The following is a 19,479-nucleotide window of genomic DNA, read 5'->3' as shown; positions in this document are numbered from 1 at the left end:
GGAAATGAACTCTGGCTATGCCTTCGATAGATTTTCAAATCGAGCGACGCTTCGCCATGAAGCGTCGGGCAGCGGGTTAGGGCGCATCGTGCACAGGAATGGTGCGGGCGCTGTGGCTATTTAATTCAACCCATTGATATCAAAGCGTTTATGCCGATGGCACGGGCCTTGCGAAGGCTCTGGTGTCCATGGTGACAAGGAGTACGGCATGATCCGCACCTTTTATGACGAGATGTACGATGCGGGCGGCGTAGTCCGTCCGCATTATCGGGAATTTGCCCGCTGGTTGGGTGAAGCGCCGCCTGAGTTGCTCGCTCAGCGTCGGCGTGAGGCCGATTTATTGTTTCATCGCGCCGGGATCACGTTCACGCTGTACGGCGACGAGCAGGGCACCGAGCGGCTGATCCCGTTCGACACCATTCCGCGCAGCATCCCGGCCAGCGAATGGCGCGTGGTGGAGCGCGGCTGCATTCAGCGCGTCAAGGCGTTGAACATGTTTCTGGCTGACCTCTATCACGATCAGCGCATCATCAAGGCCGGGATCATTCCTGCTGAACAGGTTCTCGCCAACGAGCAATACCAGTTGGCAATGCAGGGCCTGAATCTGCATCGCGACCTGTATTCGCATATCTCCGGCGTCGATCTGGTGCGTGACGGCGATGGCACGTATTACGTGCTCGAAGACAACCTGCGTACGCCAAGCGGCGTGAGCTACATGCTCGAAGACCGCAAGATGATGATGCGGCTGTTCCCCGAGCTGTTCGCCGCGCAACGCATCGCGCCGATCGATCACTACCCGAATCTGTTGCTGGACACCCTGAAAAGTTCGAGCCCGCTGGATAACCCGAGCGTGGTCGTGCTGACCCCCGGGCGCTTCAACAGCGCGTTTTTCGAGCATGCGTTTCTGGCCCGGGAAATGGGCGTCGAGCTGGTGGAAGGCGCTGACCTCTTCGTGCGCGATGACCGCGTGTTCATGCGCACCACCGACGGCCCGAAAGCGGTCGACGTGATTTACCGCAGGCTCGATGACGCGTTCCTTGATCCGCTGGCGTTCAATCCGGATTCGATGCTCGGCGTGCCGGGCCTGCTGGCTGCGTACCGCTCGGGCAATGTGGTGCTGGCCAATGCCATCGGCACTGGCGTGGCGGACGACAAGTCGGTCTACCCCTTCGTGACCGACATGATCCGCTTCTACCTCGACGAAGAGCCGATCCTCAAGAACGTGCCGACCTGGCAGTGCCGCAAGCCCGAAGAGCTGTCCCACGTGCTCGCCAATCTGGGCGATCTGGTGGTCAAGGAAACCCAGGGCTCCGGCGGTTACGGCATGCTCGTGGGCCCTGCCGCCACCGCCGCCGAAATCGAGTCGTTCCGGGCCCGGCTCAAAGCCAAACCCCATGCGTACATCGCGCAACCGACCTTGTGCCTGTCGACCTGTCCGACCTTCGTCGAGAACGGCATCGCGCCGCGCCACATCGACCTGCGCCCGTTCGTCCTGGCTGGCCGCGAAACCCGTGTAGTGCCCGGTGGTCTTACGCGTGTTGCCCTGCGCGAAGGCTCGCTGGTGGTGAACTCGTCGCAGGGTGGCGGAACCAAGGACACCTGGGTGGTCGAGGATTAAGGATGCCTGCCAATGCTAAGTAGAACTGCCTCGGATTTATATTGGATGTCGCGGTACCTGGAGCGCGCCGAGAACCTCGCGCGGATGCTCGACGTCAGTTACTCGCTGTCGTTGATGCCACAGGATGGACGCGGGGATGGCCTCAATGAAATCGCCATGCCACTGCTGATCACCGGAACCCTGGACGATTACCTGGAGCGCCACGGCGACCTGCACGCCGAGCGCTTGCTGCACTTTTTCGCACTGGACGCCGAAAACCCTGCGAGCATCTTCAGCTGCCTGGGCGCGGCGCGGGCCAGTGCCCATGCCGTGCGTGGGCGTATTACTGCGGACATGTGGGAAAACATCAACGCCACTTACCTGGAAATTCGCGGCATCGCCGAACAGGGTTTGAGCCGCTACGGCATGAGCCGTTTCTGTGAGTGGGTCAAGGAGCGTTCGCACCTGTTCCGCGGCGCGACCTACGGCACCATCATGCGCAACGATGCCTTCCGTTTCATTCGCCTGGGCACGTTCATCGAGCGCGCCGACAACACCCTGCGCATGCTCGATGCGCGCTATGAAATGCTCGAATTGCGCGGCCCGTCCGCCAACGCGGCGGCAGACAGTTCCGCCGCCGGCTATTACCAATGGAGTGCGCTGTTGCGCGCATTGTCCTCATTCGAGGCGTACACGGAAGTCTATCGCGATGCACCGGGTGCCCGTCAGGTCGCCGAATTGCTGCTGTTGCGTGCGGACATTCCGCGCTCATTGCGTGCGTGCCTGGAGGAGCTGGACATCATTCTCGCCAGTCTGCCCGGGGCCAATGGCCGTCCCGCCCAGCGTCTGGCCGCCGAGCTGGACGCTCGCCTGCGCTACACCGGCATCGACGAAATTCTCGATGAAGGCCTACATGAGTGGTTGAACGAATTCATCCCACTTTTGGCCCAACTGGGTAGCGTCATTCACACTTCTTACCTGGAGGCTGCATGAGACTCTCAATTAGCCACGAGACCACTTATCACTACGACGATCAGGTCCGCGCCAGCATCCAGTATTTGCGTCTGACCCCCCACGACAGCGAGCGCCAGAAGGTGTTGAGCTGGCAGTTGGCATTGCCGCGCCCGGTGCGTGCGCAGATTGATCCGTTCGGCAATATTCTCCACGTGCTGACGCTGGACGAACCCCACGAAGCCATCGTCATTGGTGCACGTGGCCAGGTCGAGATCGACGAGAAGCGCGAGGCCGAACATGAGACCCAGTCAGCGCTGCCGTTCCTGCGTTTCACCCGCCTGACCGAGGCTGACGAAGCCATCCGCGCCTTTGCCGTTGCGCAGACCCACAAGCGCACCGACCGCACCGCGCTGATCGATATGATGCACGCGCTCAACGAGCACATTACCTACACGCCGGGCTCGACCGCAGTCGATACCAGCGCCGCGCAAGCGTTCGCCAGCCGCGTGGGCGTCTGTCAGGACCACACCCACGCGTTTCTGGCCTGTGCCCGCAGTCTAGGGGTGCCGGCGCGCTATGTGTCGGGTTATCTCTACAGCGACAGCAGCGAACATCTGTCCAGCCATGCATGGGCAGAGGCCTGGATTGACGACGCCTGGTACAGCTTCGATGTGACCAATCAGCTGGCGATCCCGGAGCGGCATCTGAAGCTGGCGGTCGGTCTGGATTATCTGGACGCCTGCCCGGTGCGCGGCATGCGCCGTGGCGGTGGTTGCGAGCAGATGCACGCCAAGGTAGTCGTGTCGCCCTCAGCGCCGATTGCGGTTCCGGCGGCGGCGAAAAAACCTGTCCCGGCGCCGATGATTCAGGTGCAACGCCAGGGTTGATCAGCCCCTCGCGGTCGAGCGTTCAGCTCGGCCGCCTTCCCACGGTCTGTAGGCTGCTCAGTGCGACAGATAGCCTTGCTCTCATCCCATCCAAATCGCTGATCCCACACAATCCGCCCCCACGCAATCGAGATGCAACGACGCGATATACGCACGGCCGACGGTCGCCTGTATGACGCAGGCAACCTGGCGAGTCCGTCGTGGGAGACTGCGCGCAGAGCGCAGGATGCTCAGCCAAACAGCCGCGTCATGTTCGGCAAGATCAGCAGCAGCGTAGTGGCGAAAACGATGAGTCCGGCCTGACGTATCTTCGAGCGCTTGAACTTGAACTTGAACATGATAGATGCCTTTTCTTGTTATTCCTGAGCGACAGAAACCCATGGGCTTTGGGCGTGACCAAGGCGAGGGTTGGCAAAGGTGAGGCAAAAGAGCAGGTGCCCCGATCAGCAGATCGTGGGCGGTGGGCGCTGGTGAATCGATTTAGTTATGGCGCCACTGCTACTGACTAAACCTTAGAGCCCGCGTGCTGTGCGGTTTAGATCATTGAGGATTATGAAATCGCCGCTTTATAACTTCATTAGGATCAGCAAATAGCCATGGCTCAGATACTCGCCTGCTAGACACCTGCGTCCAAAACTGTCCACGCTCATTAGCTCGCTACCGTTCGTCCGAGTCCGAAACTTCCTACAACCAGCTACCCTGTCACTCGATCCGGCGAGACAATGCGCACTGTGCTGGACAGTGCTCCCATGACAGTTCGACTGTCGGCCAGACCTATAAAAAGACATTTCATCGGTTTAGCGAGGACAGCATGACCGAAGCGTTTATTTACGATGCCGTGCGCACGCCGCGGGGCAGGGGCAAGCCGGACGGCGCGTTGTACAGCGTCAAACCGGTGGATCTGGTGGCAGGGCTGTTGAAAGAACTGGAAGTGCGCAATCACCTCGACACCCACCACGTCGATGACATTGTGCTGGGGTGCGTCACGCCCATCGGCGATCAAGGCGCTGATATTGCCAAAACCGCAGCGCTGGTCGCCAATTGGGCCGTGAACGTGGCCGGGGTTCAGGTCAACCGGTTCTGCGCATCGGGGCTGGAAGCGGTGAATCTGGGGGCGATGAAAATCCGTTCCGGGTTCGAGGACCTGGTGGTGGTCGGCGGCGTGGAGTCGATGTCGCGGGTGCCGATGGGCAGTGACGGCGGCGCCTGGGTGCTGGACCCGCAAACCAATCTGCACACCCACTTCACGCCCCAGGGGATCGGCGCCGATCTGATCGCCACCCTTGAAGGCTTCAGCCGCGACGACGTGGACCTGTTCGCCGTGCAATCCCAGCACAAGGCCGCGGGTGCTAGGGAGCGGGGTGCGTTTCGCCGTTCGCTGGTGCCGGTCAAGGACCAGAACGGCATGCTCTTGCTCGACCATGACGAGTTCATCCGCCCCGACACGACGCCGGAGGCGCTGGGCAAACTGCGCCCGAGTTTCGAGGCGATCGGCAAAATGGGCTATGACGCCACGGCGCTGCGCGTCTACAGCCACGTCGAACGCATCGAACACGTGCACACGCCGGGCAACAGCTCCGGCATCGTCGATGGCGCCGCCTTGATGCTGCTCGGCACCGCGCAAAAAGGCCAGGCGCTGGGGCTGCGGCCACGGGCACGCATTGTGGTGACGGCGGTGACCAGCACCGATCCGACCATCATGCTCACGGGCCCTGCGCCGGCCACGCGCAAAGCCTTGGCGCGAGCGGGGCTGACCATCGATGACATCGACCTGTTCGAGGTCAACGAGGCCTTCGCCTCGGTGGTGCTCAAGTTCATCAAGGACATGGGCGTCGACCCCGCCAAGGTCAACGTCAACGGCGGCTCGATTGCCCTCGGCCATCCACTGGGTGCCACGGGCTGCATCATTCTCGGCACGCTGCTCGATGAGCTAGAAGCCCGGCAGTTGCGTTACGGCCTGGCGACCCTGTGCGTCGGCGGCGGGATGGGCATCGCGACGATCATCGAGCGGGTATGAACGTGCAGCACGACAACCGCTTCCCCCACCGCCTTTATCCGATAACCGCTTCAGGAAGAAAGACCGCATGAGCGATGCCATCCGCTACGAAACCGGCCCGGATCAGATTGTCACCCTGACCCTCGACATGCCCGGCCAGCAGGCCAATACCATGAACGCGGCGTATCGTCAGGCGATGGCCGAAACCCTTGAACGCCTGCTGGCGGACAAAGAGTCCATTGCTGGCGTGATCATCCGCTCGGCGAAGAAGACGTTCTTTGCCGGCGGCGACCTCTACGAGCTGAGTCAGGTCGATGCCGCTCGCGCCGCCGCGTTCTACCAGATGACCATGGACCTCAAGGCTCAGCTTCGGGCCCTGGAAACATTCGGCAAACCGGTGGTGGCGGCCATTGAAGGTTCGGCATTGGGCGGTGGCCTGGAGCTGTGCCTGGCCTGCCACCACCGGATCGCACTGAACGGCGCTCACCTGAAACTGGGCTTGCCGGAAGTCACCCTCGGTTTGCTCCCGGGCGGCGGGGGCACCGTGCGGCTGGTGCGCATGTTGGGGCTGGAGAAAGCGCTGCCGTTGCTAATGGAGGGCCGGACGATGGGCGTCGATCAGGCATTGGAGATGGGCGTGATCGATCAGTTGGCCAGCGACTTTGAAGACCTGATGACCAAGGCGCGTGAATGGATTCTGGCTAATCCGGCGCCGGCTAAAGCGTGGGACCAACCGGGGTTTGAGTTGCCCGGCGGCACGCCTGCGCATCCGAAAGTGACGCAGATGCTGGCCATCGCGCCCTCAATCCTGCGCAGCAAAACCCAGGGTTGCTACCCCGCGCCGGAGAAGATCCTGGCCGCGGCCGTGGAAGGCGCCCAGGTGGATTTCCATACGGCGGAGAAAATCGAGGCGCGTTACTTCACCGAACTCGCCACCGGCCCCATCGCCAAGAACATGATCGGCAGCTGGTTTCAGCTCAACCGGGTCAAGGCCGCGGAGGCACGGCCCAAGGCGCCGCCGGTGTTCAACATGCGCAAGGTCGGCATCCTCGGTGCCGGCTTGATGGGTGGCGGGATTGCCTATGTGACGGCGGTGGCAGGCGTCAGCGTGATCCTCAAAGACGTCAACCTGGGGGCGGCCCAGAAGGGCAAGGATTACTCCGCCCGACTGCTGAACAAGCAGGTTGCCAGTGGCCGCATCACCGAAGCTCAGCGCGACGCCGTGCTGGGCCGGATCAAGCCGACGGGCCGCGACAGCGATCTCGAAGGTTGCGATCTGATCATTGAAGCAGTGTTCGAGAATCGCGAGCTGAAAGCGCAGGTCAGCGCCGCCGCCGAGCAAGTGGTAGTGCCCAATGCGGTGATTGCGTCCAACACCTCGACGCTGCCGATCACGGGCCTCGCCAGCGCCATCAGCCGACAGGAGCGCTTCATCGGCCTGCATTTTTTCAGCCCGGTGGAGAAGATGCGTCTGGTGGAAATCATCAAGGGCGCACGCACCAACGACATGACCCTGGCGCGGGCCTTCGACTTCGTTCGGCAGATCGGCAAGACCGCGATTCTGGTCAATGACACGCGCGGCTTCTTCACCTCGCGGGTGTTCGCCACCTACGCCGACGAAGGCATTGCCATGCTGGGTGAGGGCATCAGCGCGCCGATGATCGAGACCGAGGCGCGCAAGGCCGGTATGCCCGTGGGGCCGCTGGCGGTGTCCGATGAAGTGTCGTTGAGGCTGATGAGCCAGATCCGCCAGCAGACGCGCAAGGACCTGGCCGAGCAGGGCGTTGAGCTCGCCGGGCATCCGGCCGACGCGGTGATCGAGCAGCTGTTGCATGAATTCGATCGCGCAGGAAAAACCTCCGGCGGCGGGTTTTACGACTACCCCGACGGCGCGCCCAAGCACTTGTGGCCAGAGCTGAAAATCCGCTTCGAGAAGCCCGACGCACAGATCAGCGGCCAAGATATTCGCGACCGCTTGCTGTTCATTCAAGCCCTCGATACCGTGCGTTGCATGGAGGAGGGTGTGCTGCGATCAACCGCGGACGCCAACGTCGGGTCGATGCTCGGGATCGGCTTTCCGGCCTGGACTGGCGGGGCGTTGCAGTTCATCAATCAATACGGGCTCAAGCTGTTCATTAACCGCGCCCGCGCCTTGGCCGAGCGCTACGGCGAGCGCTTTCAACCGCCTGCATTGCTGCTGGAGAAAGCCGAGCAGGGCTCGCTGTTCTAGCAACGCCTCCTCGTTGTGCCGTATGAAGTGCTGATTCATCAAAGAAAAGTACAGCGTGGGTTCAGCTGACGACAGCGCACTGCTTTAACTGGGCCTTGCCTTGCCCCGGCCTTCAAGGCAGGCTTGGGCCCACGCATTTTCGCTTTTGTCGCATCAGGAATTTTTATGTCGTTACGCATCTGCATTCTGGAAACCGACGTACTTCGCCCGGAACTGGTCGATCAATACCAGGGTTACGGGCGGATGTTCGAGAAGCTCTTCGCGCGCCAGCCGGTGCCTGCGGAATTCGTCGTCTACAACGTCATGCAGGGCGATTACCCGCCGGATGACGAGCAGTTCGACGCGTATCTGGTCACCGGGTCCAAGGCTGATTCCTTCGGTACCGATCCGTGGATCGAAACCCTGAAAACCTACCTGCTTGACCGCTACAAGCGCGGCGACAAGTTGCTGGGTGTGTGTTTCGGTCATCAGTTGCTGGCGCTGCTGCTGGGCGGCAAGACCGAGCGCGCGCCACAGGGGTGGGGCGTCGGCATTCATCATTACAACCTCTCACCCACACAACCGTGGATGACGCCTGCGCTGGACAAGCTCACGTTGCTGATCAGCCATCAGGATCAGGTCACCGCGCTGCCCGAAGGCGCGACGGTCATTGCCACCAGCGAGTTTTGCCCGTTCGCTGCTTATCACATCAACGACCAAGTGCTGTGCTTCCAGGGGCATCCGGAATTCATCCATGACTATTCGCGCACCTTGCTCGATATTCGCCAGGATGCTCTGGGCGAGCAGGTCTACGGCAAAGGCATCGCCAGCCTGGAAGAAGACCACCACGGCACGGCGGTGGCGGAATGGATGATGCGATTTGTGGCGAACAAGCGGCCCGTGAGCTAAAGCGCTGTCTTGCCAGGTGAGGTGATCATTGTAGGACCGGCTTCATTCTGTGGGACCGGCTTCAGCCGGGAAGGCGTCAGTCGCCATGCTGCAAGATTTAGGGTGCTCACACCGGCCTCTTCCCGGCTAAAGCCGGTCCCACTAAAGTACGCGGTGTTTCTGTAGACAGGCTTCAGCCAGGAAAAGACCAGCGTCTGCCACCAGATCTCACTGTTCGCCGCCGATCGGTGTAGGAGCGCGCTTGCCCGCGAAGAGGCCGGTACATCCGACGCATAAGGGTCGTACGTGCCTACGCTTTCGCGGGCAAGCGCGCTCCTACAGGCCGTGTATGAGTCGAAGCAGGAGAATGTTCAAAGCCAACCCGACCGCTTGAAGCTCGCGAACAAGATCCCGCACCCGCCGACGATCACCCCAGCACCATGTAATACCCGTAATGCCAGGTCAGCTCGGGCATGTTCTGGAAATTCATGCCGTAGACCCCGGCGATGGCGGTGGGGAAGGCCAGGATCGCGGCCCACGCGGCAAATTTGCGCTGGGTCAGGCTCTGCCGAGAAGACTCCAGCAGCAGGCTGATTTCGATGGTCTGGCTGGCGATGTCGCGCAGGTTGGACAGGTCTTCCATCTGACGTTTGACGTGGATCTCCACGTCACGGAAGTACGGGCGCATGTTCTTGTCGATGAAGGGGAAGCTGAGCTTCTGCAGCTCCTCGCCAATCTCGACCATGGGCGCCACGTAGCGGCGCAGGCGCAGCAGGTCACGACGCAGCGAGTGGATGCGGTGGATGTCGGATTCGTTGAGGTCTTTGCGCAGGACGTTGTGCTCTAGCTCTTCGAGCTCGCAGTGAATCTGCTCGGTGACCGGCTGGTAGTTCTCGGTGACAAAATCCAGCAACGCATAGAGGACGAAGTCTTCACCGTGCTCCAGCAGCAATGGCCGTGCCTCGCAGCGCTGACGCACCACCCCGTAGGACTTCGAATCGCCGTTGCGCGAGGTGATGACGTAACCCTTGCCGGCGAAGATGTGGGTCTCGATGAACATCAGCTTGCCGTTCTCGCGGATCGGCGCGTAGGTCACGATAAAAAGTGCGTCACCGAAGGTCTCCAGTTTCGGCCGACTGTGAACTTCCAGCGCGTCTTCGATGGCCAGCTCGTGCAGATTGAACTGCCGCTGCAGCGTGGTCAGTTGTTCGAGGTCTGGCTGCTCAAGGCCGATCCAGACGAAATGCCCGGGTTTCGCCGCCCAGGCCGCGCCTTCATCGAGGGAAATATTGGTGACTTTCTTTCCGGCGCTGTAAACGGCAGCGGCAACCACTCGACCCATAATGTCTGCTTCTTCTTTTAGGGAAAACTCTCGCGCAGCTTAGCGCGCTCCCAGATCAGAGTCGGCGGATTTAAACGAGTTCGCAGGTTTTTTCAGTGCTGTTCAGCGTCTGTTTGGAGGGCGGCCGCGGCGCCGCGGACTTGCGCGTCCATGCTGGCGATGCAGGTCTGCATCTGGCCGTGGCAGAGCGCGATGAGCTGCGGGATATCTTCGCTGGTCAGGTTTGCCGTAGGGACGGCGGGCAGGGTGCGGATGATCACCTCGCCGCTGTCCCATCGATTCAAATCCATGCTGCGCACGTAGGTACTCACGCAGACGGGCACGATGGGCACACCGGCCTCGATCGCCATCTGAAACGCCCCACGTTTGAACGGCAGCAATACTTCGCCTTTGTTGCGCGTGCCTTCGGCGAACACCCAGATGGAAGTGTCCTTGTGCTGCAGGGTGTCGGTGGTCTGGAGTATGGCGCGGCGCGCCCGTTGCGGGTTGCCACGGTCAATCAGCACGTTGCCCGCCAGCCAGAACAGCTGGCCGAAAAACGGCACCCATTTGAGACTTTTTTTGCCGATGCAGACCGTGCGCGGCGGCACGATGTTGCCCAGGACGAACAGGTCATAGTTGGATTGATGGTTACAGATGATCACGCAGGGCCTGGCCTGATCGAACTGCGGGCTGAGTTGCGCGTTCAGGCGAAGCCCGAGGATGCGCATGGCGGGGAGGGCGTAGAGGCGGGCACACAGGCGGCTGTTGTCCGGGTTGAACGGGCGGCACAGGCCAAGCAAAAGCCCCAAGGCGCCAGCGACGAGAAAGTGCAGGCTCATCAGCAACATACGCAGTACGAACAGCATGCAAAACCACCCGGTAGGCGAAAAGGCGCGCAGTGTACGGATGTGCACTGGAATCGGCAATCGCCCACGGGCCGGGCGGAGGATCAGGAATTTAACGGGATGTTTCAGGAGGAACGCGCCGCAAGGAATGCGGCGCGTTGTCGGTGATCCCTCAGAGCGGGATCTGACGATCCAGCTCGATGGCCCGGTCGAGGGTCTCGAGGAATTCCTTGCGCACTTTCAGCTTGGTCTGCTTGTGGGCACGCATGTTGATCTTCTTCATCTGCAGCGCCACGGTGCGCGCCGCTTCGGTGAGTGCTTCCGGTGCCACCACTTTGTCGAAGAACCCGGCCTGCAGCGCGCCTTGGGGATCGAACATCTCGCCGCAGATCACCGAACGCCCGAAGGCACTTTTGCGCAAGCGGTCACGGGCCAGTTCGATGCCGGCGTGGTGCATGGTCATGCCGATTTGCACCTCGTTCAGACCGATGCTGAACGGGCCCTCGACGCCGATGCGATAATCCGCCGACAGCAGCAGGAACGCGCCTTTCGCTACAGCATGACCGCTGCACGCGACCACGATGGGGAACGGGAACGACAGCATGCGCCGCGCCAGGGTGGAGCCTTCGGCGACCAGGGCCATGGCGGCTTCCGGCGACGAGGTCATGATTTTCAGATCGTACCCGCCCGAGAGAATGCCCGGCTGACCGGTGATGATCACCACGGCGCGGTCCTGCTCGGCGCGGTCCAGTGCAGCATTGAACGCGGCGACCACGTCGTTGCTGATGGCGTTGACCTTGCCGTTGGTCAAGGTCAGCGTCGCAACGCCGTCATCCAGTTGATAGGCGACCAAATCACTCATGGAGCAAGTCCTTTTTTGTTTTGAAGTGGCGCAGACGTTACCCACCCGGCAGGGCAAGGTAAAGCGTAAAGGATGACTGGCAAGTCAGGGGGTCGGGTCGCCGACGCTGGCGACCCTGAGGGGGTGCGGAGAGGACGCGGTTAAACTTCGACTTCGTTCAGTTCGCAGTACTCTTCCCAGTCCATGTCCAGTGCCTCGGCCGCTTCCTTGTGCGCAGCAAGGCGCAGTTCCTTCAGTTGCTCGGGGGTTTCGGCAATGAAAGTCAGCGCCAGCTCCCAGGTCGGGATGCCCAGATTTTCAGCTTCGTCTTCGAAGGCCCAGAGGGTCTGCTGTTGCTGCTCTTTCGGGCTCAAATCCTGGATTTCAGCCTGCAACATCGGATTGGTCACGATGTACTTCGCCAAGGCAGCTTCGGTCCAGTCGTTTGCGTTCATGCGGGGGTGATCTCCTGTGGGTCGAGCTGACGTGTTGCTGTGGGTGGGATGCTGAGGTGAGGGGCGATTGTGCGTGATGTGAATCACTGGCGCCAGCGGCACACGACCCGTCGGTCGGGGTAGCCCAGGGCTCAGGCCGCTGAGTGAATAGCGTCGTTGCGGACGAATAAAAAGGGCCCGCTTAAAGCGAACCCTCGGTCAACGGCGTCGGAATATCAACCGATCGCCATCGGCTTCTTCACGTTGCGATGGGCGCTGTCGCCCAACAGCGGATGTGGGCCGTGCGAGCCATACACGCCAACCGGTTCCGGAAAGGTGCGCAGCAGGGTGATGTACAACAGCGCCGCCAGGCCAAGGGTGATCGGCAGGCTGATGTCGATCCCGCCCGCCAGATTCCCCAGTGGACCGACAAACTGCCCCGGCAAATTGACGAAGCACAGGCCCACCGCCGCGCTTGGAAGCCACGCGCCCAGACCGCGCCAGTTCCAGCCATTTTCGAACCAATAGTGACCACCGCTCTGGCCCCGGGTAAACACTTGCAGATCCGCCGGGTGATAGAAGCCGCGGCGAACGATCAGTCCCAGGACCATGATGACGATCCATGGCGAGGTGCATGTCACGATCAGCACCGCGAAGGTCGACACGCTCTGCACCAGATTGAAGGCGAAACGGCCGATGAAGATGAAGGCAATCGCCGCGATGCCGATCAGAATCGTCGCCTGGGCGCGATTGAGCAGGCGCGGAAACATGCTCGACATGTCCAGCCCGGTGCCATAGAGCGACGTCGTGCCGGTCGACATCCCGCCGATGATCGCGATCAGGCACACCGGCAGAAAGAACCAGCTGGGCGAGACCGCCAGCAGGCCGCCAACGTAGTTGTTGTCCGTGATGTATTGCGGCGCCTGGGTGGCCACGATGGTCGCCGTGCACAGGCCAAACAGGAACGGAATCAGCGTGCAGATCTGCGCCAGAAACACCGACGCCATGATGCGTTTTTTCGAGGTCTGGCGTGGGATGTAGCGCGACCAGTCCCCGAGAAACGCACCGAACGACACCGGATTGCTCATCGCCAGAAGCGCCGCCCCGATGAACGCTGCCCAGAATCCTTCGCTGCCCCGATTGACCGTACCGGCGAAGCCCGCATCGAAGCTGCCGCCGAAGGCAAACAGGCCGAGCAGGAACAGCAGGCTGGAAGCGAACACCGCGATCTTGTTGACCCACAGCATGAAGCGGAACCCATAGATGCACACCACCAACACCAGCACGGCGAACACACCGTAGGCCAACGCGAGAGTGAAGTCGTTTTCCGGCAGGCCAACCATGCGTTTGGCCCCGCCGATCAACGCATCCCCCGAGCTCCAGACCGACAGCGAGAAGAACGCCACCGCCGTGAGCAGCGACAGAAACGAGCCGACGATGCGTCCGTGAACGCCAAAGTGCGCGCCGGACGAGACCGCGTTGTTGGTGCCGTTCAGGGCGCCGAACAGACCCATTGGCGCGAGGATGATCGACCCGAGCACGACGCCCAACAGGATGGCCCAGACGCCCGCCTGGAACGACAGGCCGAACAGCACCGGAAAACTGCCGAGCACGGCGGTGGCGAAGGTGTTGGCGCCGCCGAAGGTCAGGCGAAACAGGTCGAGGGGCGCAGCGTCGCGCTGATGATCGGGGATCTGTTCGACCCCGAAGGTTTCGATCGTAGTGGTGGGGTGAGCCATGGGATGTGCCTGCGCGCTGTCGTGTTGTTATAAGGCCGGCGCAGAGCGCAGGCCCGTTATCTCGACCGGTGAACCCGATCGTGGCATTGGCAGTGGTCGGCATTGCGACCCTGAATCAGGTAAGGCAGTGCGTTGTGTGTACGGCAGTCTCTGAGGACTGCTCGCCATTGATGGCCCGTCCGCGCTAGCCCGTTTTCACCGACAGGTGTTCGTGGCACGCCAGCCAGCGCGCGCCATGTTGCCGAAAGACAATGGTTTCGCGCTCGCTGAAATGGCTTTCTTCATCGCCGAAGCGGACGTGGGTGTCGACGTCGTGCATGAAAATCGCGACCTCGCCTTGCAGGCTGATGTGCGCGTTGCGCGATTGGCAACCGAGCACGGCAAAACCGTCGGCTTGCCAGCCAGCCCACACATCGCGGTAAGCGGCGCGTGACAGCAGGGGCGCAGGCATGGTGTGAAAGAGGAACGTGGCGTCTTCAGCGAATGCGGCGAAGTAGGCGTCCGTGTCGTTGCTGGCGAACGCGTCGATGAGCGTTTTTGCCGCGTGTTGAACGGCGTCGTGGCGAGTGTCGATGGAGGTCATGGCCGGCTCGTTTTTGTGATTCTGGCGATGGGGCCCGACTGTAAGCAGCTCTCACGGGGCGTCACATCGGCGCCGGTAAAAACTTAGTTCAGAAAATCGAAAAGTAATGGCTGGCGTTCAGCCTCAAGCCTCAAGCGGCAAGCGGCAAGCGGCAAGCGGCAAGTGGTGAGTCGTCAGTTTCCTGAGGATTTCATCAGGCCGCTTTTCACCGGCTGACGAACACGGCCGCCGGAAGGGTCGAAGCAGGCGCTGTCGTAACGAGGGGCGGTGCAGGTGGACGGGAGGCCAGGGGGAGGCGGGCGGATGCTTTGCAGGCGATCGGCGATTTCCCGCTCATTGGTGATGATCAGCTTTCTGCGTCGGCTGACTTGCAGAATCTCGGTAGCGTTCTTGTTCAGGCGATAGGGGAAATCGGTTTCTTCCCATTCGCTGGAAAGCCGGGCCGGAGGCGGGCGCTGTAGGGTGGATTCGCCAACATAGGTCGGGCAAGGGCTGTAGGCGAAGCTGATCGCACCGTTGGCAGCAACGCACTTGAAAACGTCGCTGTGTGCCAGGCTGGTGGCGAGCAGCGCCATGACGGCCGTGGACAGTGTTGAAAATCTTTTCATCGGAACCTCCCTGGATGGCGCAAGGCTACCACCTGGGAGGGACGGCTGTCAGTGGCGCTGAACGGAATCAGTGAGTTTCGTGTGCCGCTTTCTGAACCTTGGCCAAGGCCAGTGCTGCGAACATGTCAGCATCCCCTTGCAAGACCTTCAGGTGATCTTCGACATGATCGGCGCTTGATCGCAGCTCCTCGGAATCCACCAGCCGCGTGACTTCGCATAGCGCATTCGCCGTGATCCACAGGCTCTGGCGCAACTGGCTGATGATTTTCACCATGCTTTCCGAGCTGTCGACATCGGCGTCACCCTCGGTATTCTGGCTCGTCTGGATGGTAGAGAAGGCGGGCAGTTCTGCGCGGGCGGAGGGATCCACCCCGGTGACGACGCGCATGATGTCCACCCCGGCGGCGGCGATCTTGAACAGATAATCCGCCCTGGGCAATCGCTGCCCGCTTTCGTAATGCCCTTGGGCATTAGCTTCCACACCGCCAATGGCGCCCAGTGCGCTTTGTGTCAATTTCAGACGTTTTCTTTCTTGGCGCAAACGTTTACCGATGCCATTCATCAACCTTCTCCTGCGAATTCGCACCCTGCTTGTGTCTGTTTGCGGGTGCGCAATGGGGGCCGGAATACGGACTGTTTTCTTTTGGTTTAGCGCTAGCCGTGTAGGGGAATTGGAGTCATTCACAGTACGACGGGTAGACCTTAGCTGTTCAGACACTCAAATGGCGATTTTTCCGACGCTTTGCGTGGAAAAATCAACGCTGGAGGATTCTAGTTATTCCAGTGGGTTGGGTCACGCGGTCGTTTGCAGGGCGGGGATCGCGCCGGGTACGGGGCTGCGGGGATTAAACATGCTGGCGACAAAAGGCTGCGGAGCATAGGCCGACCGGCCATCCTCTACATGGGCAGCGTTTAACCGGCGATAGCGTGGCCTGAGAACAACTGGCTATCGCCTACAAACAGCGTCTGCTGGTCTTTCAGGATCGGGGCTTTCAAAGCGAGTCAGGCTCACACACAATTTGTCACGCCTTGGAGGCTGCTCTGCATGGTGCGTCCCCACCACGCAACGCCTCGCTTTGCAAACTTCAAGCACCTTCTTGGTGACCACCCGTTCATTGCAGAAGCTGTCTGAGCTCGCGGCGGGGTCTGCACGTTCAGAGGGTTGCCCATTCAATCTGATTGAGCAGAGATGTTTGAGCTGCCGCAGAACTCAAGGAGACATCACGGAATGAACAGCCACGATCAAACGGGCACTAACTCCCCCGCTATTTATAAGTTTCTCTTCTGGGCTTTACTGAGCGTGCTGCTTATTTATTACCTCCTCGAACATGTTCTAGGCGGGATCGCTGATGCGGACGATCTGGTGCTCAAACATCAGCTAAAGCGCGGCGCATGGGTGTACGTCACGTACTACGGCGCACCTGCCACCGACCTGGACACTTTGCGGTTTTATCTGAGCAGCCCGATCCCGGGCCCTGACGAGGAGATACTCAAGGAACTGAATAGGCGGAATTCATTCATGATCACCGACAGCGCCTTAAAAGACGTGGTGATCCGGGATACGGACAATGGCGTGGGTATTGGCGTAAAGGGAGCGGTCTACGACTACTTCAGCAAACAGTACACCCAGACTGATGGACTTCAGTCTTATAGGGTCAGCTTGAACCAGCTAGATGAGAGTGACTGACGAGCGCGGCGGGCGAGTGGCGGCAACTGGAAGACTTGCCACTTTGCCAACTGGCGGGCCCACGCAGGCCCGATGAGCTGAGCTCCCCAAAAACAAAAATCCCCGCACGCCGTAAGCGTTGCGGGGATCTTTTTAATGTGGCGGTGAAGGAGAGATTCGAACTCTCGATACAATTTCTTGTATACACACTTTCCAGGCGTGCTCCTTAAGCCACTCGGACACTTCACCGTATCTCTTCAGACGTTCAGTCTGTCGAGGCGCGCTAATGTAGTCGAAAGCTTTGGCGAAGGCAAAACTTTTTTTCAGAATTTTCATGCGCTTAAGCAAAAAGCGCGAAGTCCCGGGCGCTCACTGAGGTCCGGGGCTTCGCGTCGGCGGCGAGGGCGATGAGATCAGGCGCCGAAGCCGCCGTCGATGGTCAGGCTGGCGCCGGTGACGTAGCCCGCTTCGGGGCCGGCAAGGTAGGCGACCATGGCGGCGATTTCTTCGGATTTGCCGTAGCGCGGGATGGCCATCAGGCCCATCAGTGTTTCGGCGAAGTCGCTGTCGGCCGGGTTCATGTCGGTGTCGACCGGGCCGGGCTGGACGTTGTTGATGGTGATGCCGCGCGGGCCGAGGTCGCGGGCCAGGCCTTTGGTCAGGCCGACCAGCGCCGATTTGCTCATGGCGTAGACGCCGCCACCGGGGAAGGGCATGCGGTCGGCGTTGGTGCTGCCGATGTTGATGATGCGACCGCCGTCTTTCATATGCCGCGCCGCTTCCTGGCTGGCGATGAACACGCTGCGTACGTTGATGGCCAGGGTTCGGTCGAAGTCTTCGAGGGTGAACTCTTCAAGCGGGGCGATGGCCAGCACGCCGGTGTTGTTGACGAGGATGTCGAGGCCGCCGAACGTCTCTACGGTCTTGGCGACGGCGCCGCGAATGTCCTCGGCGTTGGCGCTGTCGGCCTTGATGGCCAGGGCTTTACCGCCGGCTGCGGTGATGCTGTCTTGCAGTTCGCGGGCTTTGGCTTCCGAGCTGACGAAGGTGAAGGCTACCGCAGCGCCTTGTGCGACCAGCCGTTTGACGATCGCTGCGCCGATGCCCCGCGAGCCGCCTTGTACCAGTGCCGTTTTGCCGATCAGATTGGTGGGATGAGTCATGTCGATCTCCGATGTGTGTGAGGAGTGGGTTGATGGACACGAGTATCTGCCGAGGATTACCCGTCCAGTAGCCGGTAATCGAGATAGTCTGTGTAAACCAGAAGTTGTGAGTGAGCGCGATGGAAAACTTCAGCAGCATTGAATGCTTCGTGCGCAGTGCCGAGGTCGGCAGCTTTGCCGAGGCTGCGCGACGCCTGAGCCTGACGCCCGCTGCTGTCGGTAAAAGCGTCGCCAAACTTGAGGCGAAGCTCGGTGTGAGACTGTTCCAGCGCAGCACGCGCAAGTTGACGCTGACCGAAGCGGGCCAGCGTTTTCTCGGGGAGGTCAGCGCCAGCCTCAACACCATCCAGAACGCTGTCGCCAACCTGGCCAGCGCCGAAGGCAGTCCCGCCGGTACCTTGAAGGTCAGCGTCGGCACCATGTTCGGGTGCCTTTATGTGGTGCCGCTGCTGGCTGAGTTTCTGCAGCGTTATCCGGCCATCACCCCGGACTGGCACTTCGATAACCGGCAGGTGGACCTGATCGGGCAGGGCTTCGACGCGGCCATCGGCGGTGGCTTCGATCTGCCCCAGGGCGTCGTCGCGCGTAAACTGGCGCCCGCTCACCGCGTGCTGGTGGCGTCTTCGCAATGGCTGCAAGCTCACGAAGGCATCACGCACCCGGACGATTTGCACGACTGCGACGGCATTCTGATCCGTTCGCCACAAACCGGGCGAATCCGCTCCTGGCCGTTGAGCCATCGCAGTCATGAGCAAAGCCCGCTGCGCATGAAGGTGCGCATGACCCTGAGCGATTCCGAGGCTGCCTGCCGCGCGGCGAGTCAGGGTCTGGGCGTTGCGCTGGTGAGCATGCCGTTTGCCCTGCCGTACCTGCGCAGCGGTGCGCTGCAACGGGTGCTGCCCGAGTGGTATGTCGAGGACGGCAACATTTCCATCTATTACAGTGGGCACGCATTACTGCCGGGCAAGACCCGCGCGTTCGTCGACTTCATCATCGAACAGTTCGCCGAACAGCATTGGGCGCGGCATTTCAGTGCCGTTTGAGCGGCGCAGACTTCTGTAGGAGCGCGCTTGCCCGCGAAGAGGCCGTCTCAGCAGACATTGAAGTTTTTGACACAATGCAATAGCGAGCAAGCTCACTGCACAAAGATCTTGATAGGAAAGCACATGCACATCCAACCAAAAGCCGCGCTGGTCCTCATCGACATGCAGCAGGGCATCAACCACCCGAAGTTGGGCCGGCGCAACAACCCTGACGCCGAGCAGCGGATGCTGGAACTGTTGAGCGCCTGGCGCGACAGCGGGCGCACGGTGATTCACGTGCGGCATTTCTCCCGCTCACCGGACTCGGTGTTCTGGCCCCAGCAGTCCGGGGTCGAGTTTCAGCCGGCGTTTGCGCCGTGGGATGACGAAGGCGAGCTGCACAAACAGGTGCCCGACGCGTTCTGCCATTCAGCGCTGGAAGGTTGGCTGCGTGCGGACGGGATCAATCAGGTGGTGATCGTCGGCGTGGTGACCAACAACTCCGTAGAGTCGACTGCGCGCACTGGTGGCAATCTCGGCTTCGAGGTCATCGTGCCCCACGACGCCTGCTTCACCTTCGACGGCGCGGACTTCTTCGGGCAGCCACGCAGTGCCGAGGACATCCACGCCATGTCGCTGGCGAACCTGCACGGGGAATATGCGCAGGTGGTGGCGACCGAGGCTATTTTGCGGGCGATCAGCTAAACCGTATTTCCAGGCTCA

The 19,479-nt window shown here is 61.0% G+C and carries 17 protein-coding genes, 1 tRNA gene and 1 pseudogene; 9 read left to right on the top strand and 10 right to left on the bottom strand.

Features of this window, described 5'->3' with window-relative positions:
• The first annotated feature begins 208 nt into the window (after positions 1 to 208).
• From OKW98_RS20390 to OKW98_RS20365, 6 genes are all read left to right on the top strand, one after another.
• Entirely contained in the window at positions 209 to 1,618 is a 1,410-nt protein-coding gene (locus tag OKW98_RS20390) for a circularly permuted type 2 ATP-grasp protein (protein WP_265386393.1), read from the top strand.
• A gap of 12 nt (positions 1,619 to 1,630) precedes the next feature.
• On the top strand, positions 1,631 to 2,590 hold the full coding sequence (locus OKW98_RS20385) for an alpha-E domain-containing protein (RefSeq protein ID WP_065989404.1): 960 nt from the start codon (positions 1,631 to 1,633) through the stop codon (positions 2,588 to 2,590).
• On the top strand, positions 2,587 to 3,438 hold the full coding sequence (locus OKW98_RS20380; RefSeq protein WP_265386392.1) for a transglutaminase family protein: 852 nt from the start codon (positions 2,587 to 2,589) through the stop codon (positions 3,436 to 3,438). The genes OKW98_RS20385 and OKW98_RS20380 overlap by 4 nt, the downstream gene beginning before the upstream one ends.
• 811 nt (positions 3,439 to 4,249) lie before the next feature.
• Positions 4,250 to 5,455: an acetyl-CoA C-acetyltransferase gene (locus tag OKW98_RS20375; protein ID WP_265386391.1), complete on the top strand. Its 1,206-nt coding sequence runs from the start codon at positions 4,250 to 4,252 to the stop codon at positions 5,453 to 5,455.
• Between the two features lie 67 nt (positions 5,456 to 5,522).
• Entirely contained in the window at positions 5,523 to 7,664 is a 2,142-nt protein-coding gene (locus tag OKW98_RS20370; RefSeq protein WP_265386390.1) for a 3-hydroxyacyl-CoA dehydrogenase NAD-binding domain-containing protein, read from the top strand.
• Between the two features lie 165 nt (positions 7,665 to 7,829).
• The gene (locus OKW98_RS20365; RefSeq protein WP_265386389.1) at positions 7,830 to 8,552 is read left to right on the top strand and encodes an amidotransferase; all 723 of its coding nucleotides are present in this window, start codon (positions 7,830 to 7,832) and stop codon (positions 8,550 to 8,552) included.
• A gap of 350 nt (positions 8,553 to 8,902) precedes the next feature.
• Here the strand turns inward: OKW98_RS20365 and OKW98_RS20360 are convergent.
• The 8 genes and pseudogenes from OKW98_RS20360 to OKW98_RS20325 all read right to left on the bottom strand — a co-directional run bounded on the left by OKW98_RS20360 (position 8,903) and on the right by OKW98_RS20325 (position 15,467).
• A pseudogene (locus OKW98_RS20360) lies at positions 8,903 to 9,873 on the bottom strand (magnesium and cobalt transport protein CorA).
• 92 nt (positions 9,874 to 9,965) lie between these two features.
• Entirely contained in the window at positions 9,966 to 10,721 is a 756-nt protein-coding gene (locus OKW98_RS20355) for a lysophospholipid acyltransferase family protein (RefSeq protein ID WP_265386388.1), read from the bottom strand.
• Between the two features lie 151 nt (positions 10,722 to 10,872).
• Positions 10,873 to 11,562 (bottom strand): crotonase/enoyl-CoA hydratase family protein, encoded by a 690-nt coding sequence (locus tag OKW98_RS20350; RefSeq protein WP_265386387.1) that lies wholly within the window; start codon positions 11,560 to 11,562, stop codon positions 10,873 to 10,875.
• Positions 11,563 to 11,702: 140 nt separating this feature from the next.
• A complete protein-coding gene (locus OKW98_RS20345) occupies positions 11,703 to 11,996 on the bottom strand; it encodes a DUF6388 family protein (protein ID WP_122537871.1) in 294 nt (97 codons plus the stop codon).
• A 215-nt stretch (positions 11,997 to 12,211) separates the two neighbouring features.
• Positions 12,212 to 13,714, bottom strand: a complete 1,503-nt coding sequence (locus tag OKW98_RS20340) for a purine-cytosine permease family protein (protein ID WP_265386386.1) — start codon at positions 13,712 to 13,714, stop codon at positions 12,212 to 12,214.
• A 184-nt stretch (positions 13,715 to 13,898) separates the two neighbouring features.
• Positions 13,899 to 14,297: a YybH family protein gene (locus tag OKW98_RS20335; protein ID WP_265386385.1), complete on the bottom strand. Its 399-nt coding sequence runs from the start codon at positions 14,295 to 14,297 to the stop codon at positions 13,899 to 13,901.
• 173 nt (positions 14,298 to 14,470) lie between these two features.
• The gene (locus OKW98_RS20330) at positions 14,471 to 14,905 is read right to left on the bottom strand and encodes a DUF4124 domain-containing protein (RefSeq protein ID WP_265386384.1); all 435 of its coding nucleotides are present in this window, start codon (positions 14,903 to 14,905) and stop codon (positions 14,471 to 14,473) included.
• 67 nt (positions 14,906 to 14,972) lie between these two features.
• Positions 14,973 to 15,467, bottom strand: a complete 495-nt coding sequence (locus tag OKW98_RS20325; protein WP_265386383.1) for a helix-turn-helix domain-containing protein — start codon at positions 15,465 to 15,467, stop codon at positions 14,973 to 14,975.
• 666 nt (positions 15,468 to 16,133) lie between these two features.
• On the opposite strand from OKW98_RS20325, the gene OKW98_RS20320 reads away from it, so the two are divergent.
• Positions 16,134 to 16,592, top strand: a complete 459-nt coding sequence (locus OKW98_RS20320) for a hypothetical protein (protein WP_265386382.1) — start codon at positions 16,134 to 16,136, stop codon at positions 16,590 to 16,592.
• Positions 16,593 to 16,730: 138 nt separating this feature from the next.
• On the opposite strand, the gene OKW98_RS20315 is transcribed toward OKW98_RS20320, so the two are convergent.
• Positions 16,731 to 16,820, bottom strand: a tRNA-Ser gene (locus tag OKW98_RS20315).
• Positions 16,821 to 16,984: 164 nt separating this feature from the next.
• Positions 16,985 to 17,734 carry a 3-oxoacyl-ACP reductase family protein gene (locus tag OKW98_RS20310; protein ID WP_265386381.1) on the bottom strand — a complete coding sequence of 250 codons (750 nt, stop codon included), beginning with the start codon at positions 17,732 to 17,734 and terminating at the stop codon, positions 16,985 to 16,987.
• A gap of 119 nt (positions 17,735 to 17,853) precedes the next feature.
• Between OKW98_RS20310 and OKW98_RS20305 the strand changes: the two genes are divergently transcribed.
• Both OKW98_RS20305 and OKW98_RS20300 read left to right on the top strand, forming a co-directional pair.
• A complete protein-coding gene (locus OKW98_RS20305; RefSeq protein ID WP_265389795.1) occupies positions 17,854 to 18,777 on the top strand; it encodes a LysR family transcriptional regulator in 924 nt (307 codons plus the stop codon).
• 123 nt (positions 18,778 to 18,900) lie between these two features.
• Positions 18,901 to 19,461, top strand: a complete 561-nt coding sequence (locus OKW98_RS20300) for a cysteine hydrolase family protein (protein ID WP_265386380.1) — start codon at positions 18,901 to 18,903, stop codon at positions 19,459 to 19,461.
• The last annotated feature ends 18 nt before the right edge of the window (positions 19,462 to 19,479 follow it).

This window comes from Pseudomonas sp. KU26590 (genome assembly GCF_026153515.1).
GTDB lineage: Bacteria > Pseudomonadota > Gammaproteobacteria > Pseudomonadales > Pseudomonadaceae > Aquipseudomonas.
Note: the sequence above shows the minus strand (reverse complement) of the source record. Positions and strands in the feature narration are given on the sequence as shown.